Raw genomic sequence first — 5,659 nt, forward strand, 5'->3', positions numbered from 1 at the left:
GGCCGCTTAGATCTGTACGCTAATTACAGCTATAGCGATGGAACGCTGACCGACCATCAAGGCATGAAGTCGGTATTGCCACAGACCCGTTATCACAGTATTAAACTCGGGGGCGCTTATGCGCTAACTGAGAGTGTTATTGTCGGCACGGATATGCGTTTTACACCGAACAATGCCTATATCCAACATGAGCGCAACAAGCAAGGCGGTGTCGATACGTTACGGGTGGAGCGTGATGGTTTTAGTGTCGTTAATTTGTGGACCAGTTATGAGCCACAACAGATTAATGGCCTGAAATTGATGGCAGGTATCGATAACCTGTTTGATACCGCGTATGCCGAACCGACTGGGTTTGGTTTCTACTGGGGCTCTCCAGAATCAGGTACGCTGGAGTCAGGCCGTAACCTGAAATTGTCGGCGAGCTATCAGTTCTAAGTTTTAGTTCTACGCTTTCATAGGCCTACGTTTTCAGGTCTAAAGACCCTGCTCTTATGTGAACCGACCGCAGTGTCGGTACTCTTTTCCAGAGCCATTTTTTTCTCAGCACTCTGGCCGATAACACACCAAGCCCGCCGATATCAGGCGGGCATATCAGGATTTAATTACCTCAGAATGCGGGTTTTATGCCACAAACTGCCGGATTCCCGCTATCATTAGCGGCATTATTTCCTCTGGTAGCCATATTCGATGAGTGATACAAAAAAAAGCCTGCACCCGCGCAACCTGCACCGCGCATCTTACGACTTTGCAGCACTGACAGAGACTAGCCCTGAGCTAGCAACCTATGTACAGCGTAATGCCTACGGAACAGACTCAATCAATTTCTCTGATCCGAATGCAGTAAAAGCGTTAAACCGCGCTCTGCTAAAGCATTTTTATGCCGTCGAAAACTGGGATATCCCTGAAGGTTATCTCTGCCCGCCAATTCCGGGGCGTGCTGATTACCTCCACTACATTGCCGATCTGCTGGCTGAAAGCAATCAGGGCCGCATACCCAAAGGCAAAGGTGTTATCGGTATCGATATTGGTGTTGGCGCAAATGCGGTGTATCCGTTACTCGGCCAGCATGCCTATAACTGGCAATTTATCGGCTCAGATGTTGATACTACTGCACTTGAATCTGCTGAACGGATATTGGCTGAAAACCCATCGCTACAATCTCAGATATCACTGCGCCATCAGCCTTCGCTGGAACATATTTTTACTGGAATTATCCAGCCTAACGAGATGATTGATTTCACACTCTGTAACCCGCCATTCCACGGTTCAGCAGAAGAAGCAGAAGAGATCTCACAGCGTAAGCGCGATAATCTGGGCTTTAACCAAAAAATTCGTGGCAACAAAGTGACGGTGTCTGCACAATCAGCATCCAACTTTGGCGGTAAAAATAATGAGTTATGGTGCGAAGGTGGCGAAGTTCAGTTTATCTGCACTATGATTGCGGAAAGCCAGAAATTTGCCCAGCAATGCTTTTGGTTTACATCGCTCGTATCCAAAAAATCAAGCTTGTCACGTATTTATGATGCGCTCGAAGACGCCGGCGTAGCGGAAGTCAAAACCATAGAGATGGCACAGGGCCAAAAAATCAGCCGCTTTGTTGCATGGACATTCTTCACCCCCGCACAGCAAAAAGCATGGCGGATGTACCGCTGGAAAGCGCGTGGATAAGCATTAGCAGATAAGCGTACGTTCAGCTCATCAGAATAGATAAAACACATAAAAAATGCCGTAAGCTATTTATTGAGCTTACGGCATTTTTGTTTGTACCTTGTAGCTATCTCATATGGCTATGTTATAGCCTGATTTAACACTTAAAACACATAACGCAAGCGTAGTGCCGTCTGCTCTATTGGCGAAAGCGCTAACCACTCGGCGCGGATGGCTACGGCCTCTTGTGGGTGATCAGTTATCAGCACATCAGCCCCCAATGCCAGCATACGGATCATCTGCTTGGGGTTATTCACTGTCCAGACATGGATCTGCTTACCACTTTTGTGTGCTCTAGCAATAAATTTCTCAGTTGCTACCGATTGATTGATGGCAAGAAACTGGGTGTCAGTACGGCTCGGATCACCGATTGCGGTAGTGACTATCAGCCCTGTGGCAATCGAAGGGTCACGCTGACGCACCTCTTCTATCGCTCGTGCATCCAGTGAGGTAATGACAACCTGCTGAGTCATTTTCTCTTGTTGCAATAACGCCACCACTTTCTCAGCCAGCAAAGGGTCTGGGCGATTATACTTTAGCTCAATATTTAGCCCAATTTGGTTGCGCGCCAAATCCAGCATCTCTGACAACAACGGCACTGACTCTCCGGCAAAAGCAGCACTGTGCCAACTGCCTGCATCGGCGGCCTGAATTTGGGCTGCACTCAGTTCGGAAACTTTCCGAGGATCATTGGCTATACGCATCAAATCAGCATCATGCAACACAACTAACTGCCCATCGGCCGAAGTTTGTACATCAATCTCCGCATAATCAGCATGCTCTGCAATAGCCTGACGCAGTGCTGCCAGTGTATTCTCCGGCCCACGTACCGCACCGGCCCGATGAGCCGTAATCAATATCTGATCAGGTTTGGGTTCATCCGCCAAATTATACAATCCGGCAGCAAGCATCACGGTAAAAACAGCAATCAGTACTGTTCCCACCAGTTTTACCGATAAAGCATTTTGACGAGCGGCAGCATTACGCTCTAACCGTTCAAGTGAAGCGAGCTGACCGCCCGATTCGCGGTATAACTGCTGAATAATCAGTGCCTCGCCTGACATTCCCAACAAAGACCACGCAGCACTGAGGATAAAAATCAATGCAGCTACCAAGCTAACAACCACGACCTCAGCAGATAGCCCAATCGTGACATGATCCAACCCATAATCAGCCAGCGCAGAAATAGCACGGTTCAGCGGGAAAATCAGCGCCGTGAGCAACAGCCACCAGCCCCCTGCCGCTTTAACAATAAAACGCTCATTGCAGGTGGTCATCTGCCAACTGCAACGCAGAGCACTGATTGCACCACGGCGTTCACTCACAATCACGGTTAACGCTAAAATCGAACGCGCCCATAAATGAATCGCTAACACAGCGTAGCCTAGAACCAGCAGTGCAATGCATCCCAAAAAAGCAAACCATTCGGTTGGCTGATGATAAAGGTAGTAATTAATATCGTGACGCTGTAACAAAAAATAGGCGGCAATCGCCCCTGCTATGATAAAAGGCAAACTAGCCAACAACAAACCCAACGCATATATTCCGCCTAACCGCAGAAAAACCGGCAACCGACCCAGTGCGAACACCAAAGACCGAATCGGCCCAACGGGGCGATCATGCACAACTGAAGCTGCCAGAATCGTCACCCCAGCCCGCTGAGTAAAAAACAGCGTAAAACTGCTGCACAGCGTCACCAGAATAAAGAGTATGCCATAGGGGGATAAGGCAAAGGCCATCAGGTCATAGTTGGTAATAGCAACATTACCCGTACGGTTAATCAGATGATTAAGCACCAAACCGGAAAGCGGCACTATGACCCCTGCTGACATCAATGCAAACAGCAGTTCAAACTCGATCAGTTTACGCCCACTGCGCCGGATGTTTCCCCACGCTTCCCGCCAATACTGGCTGATAGACACTGATTGAGGAGTAAGCCTCATCGAACTGCGCATGCATTCTCCTTATGGGATCTCTGGTTATATCTACGGCTATATCTACAGTAAAATAAACAAAAAAGCAGCCACAAGGCTGCCTAAGTGTTGATCGAATTATAACAGCGTCATCTTCATTTGAACGTAAACTAAAGGTGAATACTGCGTCAATCCATCCTATCAATGGGAATTTTTTTTATGGCTGCTGACGTGTTGCCGCCAGGACTATTTCCCGAATACACAATGATTGTGGCTGTTCATACGCATAGCAAATAGCGTCAGCCACTTGTTCAGGTTGCACCACACTGCCCATCTCAGTTTTCCATGCCTCATAACCCTGTTTGATTGTCTCGCTGGTGGTGTGCGAAAGCAGCTCGGTCTCTACTGCCCCCGGAGCGATAGTGATACAACGAACATTATCTAAAGCCACCTCTTCGCGCAGGCCTTCAGTCATGGCATGTACCGCAAACTTCGTGCCGCAATACACGCTATGATCAGGAAAAGTTTTGCGTCCGGCCACTGAGCTGATATTCACAATAGTACCGTGCTGACGTGCACGCATTCCGCGTAAAACAGCATGGATACCATTCAAAACACCACTCACATTCACTGATAACATTGTCTGCCACTCTGCCGGATCTTGCTCTGCCATACTGCCAAGCAGCATTACACCCGCATTATTAATCAGAGCATCAACAGGGCCATACAAGGTTTCAGCCTCAGTAATGGCAGCCGTAATCGCGCTGATATCGGTAATATCAACCTTACGGCAGAGTGTATTTGGCAATGCCAGTGCGTCCAACTTATCAACCCTACGGGCCAGCAATAACAACGGATAACCTTTCGCCGAGAACAGTCGTGCTGTTGCAGCACCAATCCCTGAACTTGCACCGGTAATCACTACCAAAGGCTTTGATGCGGTTTGTGAGCTTGCAACGCCTGCTGCTGGCTGAGTATTTTCTGACATAACGAGGTTATCCCTATAATCAATAGTAATGACAAACGTGCTCGATTGTCTTTAGTGCAACTATATCCCCGAAAATCTCGAGACTGAAATGCAAAATAACACTCACAGCGATAACTAAAACTTATGTCAATCTAAGGGATAAACATCAGTAAGGGCTGCTTTTAAGCGTTTTTGGGGTCAGATCGAGTTTCTGGTTGCCATATTTAGGATTTAGCGCCGCATCTACGTAACATTAATACATGGATTTAAACAATAAAAATACAATTACATTATTAGTTCAATGAAGAAGTTAACATTTAAATATGAGTAAATATAAAAAATAGTAACGCCAACATTACTAATTACACTTTTAAATAAAAATAAATAACTCTAAATTAAATATTTAGAATACCATAAAAAATCAACATGAAATTAAATTACCATTTTAAAAATGTGGATAAAAGATGCAAATATATACAAATACCCACAAAAAAAATAGATATAAACACATAAAATCAAAAACACACAATTGACATTTAACAATTCATTGAAATTAACAGTCATCATTTCAATGGTGAAAACATTAAAGTCACTTTATACGATATACATGTGATATACCTCCTGTTGTTTTCACATAAAAGACAGCACAATAAAAACTCACCCTCATTGACCACACTAAGAAATAATCCTTACAATAGAATTAAAAATTAAATTGATTCATCAAAAAAACAGGAGGCCAATCTGGAATATTAATAAAACAATAATATAGAACAGACTAACACTGGGAACTCATATTAAAACACTCTCAAATCAAGTATTGCCTATTACTTTTATTCCAGGCCATTAATACCAATACGTATCTCATCTCGATCTAATTTTATCGGCATCTACTATTGGGTGCTTTTTGTGAAAAATAAGAGAGCTAATATCAACATGGTGATTTTTAAATATCTATTTATGAGCATCTTTGCATTTATTTTAGTTGGGTGTAATGAAGATAATGGGCCTCCCACACAAAAATCAGATTCAGTGGTTATTACTGCTCTACAGATCATATCTAAAACAGATCGCA

At 44.8% G+C, this 5,659-nt stretch carries 3 protein-coding genes and 1 pseudogene; 2 read left to right on the forward strand and 2 right to left on the reverse strand.

Going from position 1 to position 5,659, the window contains the following annotated elements; genetic code table 11:
* Positions 1-435 (forward strand): annotated as a pseudogene (locus tag ACRC27_RS02200) (hypothetical protein); the annotation flags it as partial.
* A 252-nt stretch (positions 436-687) separates the two neighbouring features.
* Complete coding sequence (gene rlmF, locus ACRC27_RS02205) at positions 688-1,668, forward strand: 23S rRNA (adenine(1618)-N(6))-methyltransferase RlmF (RefSeq protein ID WP_438621699.1); 981 nt, start codon at positions 688-690, stop codon at positions 1,666-1,668.
* A gap of 143 nt (positions 1,669-1,811) precedes the next feature.
* Here rlmF and ACRC27_RS02210 read toward each other — a convergent pair whose 3' ends face one another.
* Together ACRC27_RS02210 and ACRC27_RS02215 are read right to left on the reverse strand one after the other, a co-directional pair.
* Positions 1,812-3,662: a glycerophosphodiester phosphodiesterase family protein gene (locus ACRC27_RS02210; RefSeq protein ID WP_438629187.1), complete on the reverse strand. Its 1,851-nt coding sequence runs from the start codon at positions 3,660-3,662 to the stop codon at positions 1,812-1,814.
* Positions 3,663-3,837: 175 nt separating this feature from the next.
* The gene (locus ACRC27_RS02215; RefSeq protein ID WP_438629185.1) at positions 3,838-4,608 is read right to left on the reverse strand and encodes an SDR family oxidoreductase; all 771 of its coding nucleotides are present in this window, start codon (positions 4,606-4,608) and stop codon (positions 3,838-3,840) included.
* Positions 4,609-5,659 lie beyond the last annotated feature (1,051 nt).

This window comes from Plesiomonas sp., assembly GCF_051650925.1.
In the GTDB taxonomy this organism is placed as follows: Bacteria; Pseudomonadota; Gammaproteobacteria; order Enterobacterales; family CAMTGL01; genus Plesiomonas.

Excerpts from the sequence above, each read along its gene's own strand:
- ACRC27_RS02210 (WP_438629187.1), bottom strand. The coding sequence starts at position 3,662 with ATGCGCAGTTCGATGAGGCTTACTCCTCAATCAGTGTCTATCAGCCAG.
- ACRC27_RS02215 (WP_438629185.1), bottom strand. The coding sequence starts at position 4,608 with ATGTCAGAAAATACTCAGCCAGCAGCAGGCGTTGCAAGCTCACAAACC.
- rlmF (WP_438621699.1), top strand. The coding sequence starts at position 688 with ATGAGTGATACAAAAAAAAGCCTGCACCCGCGCAACCTGCACCGCGCA.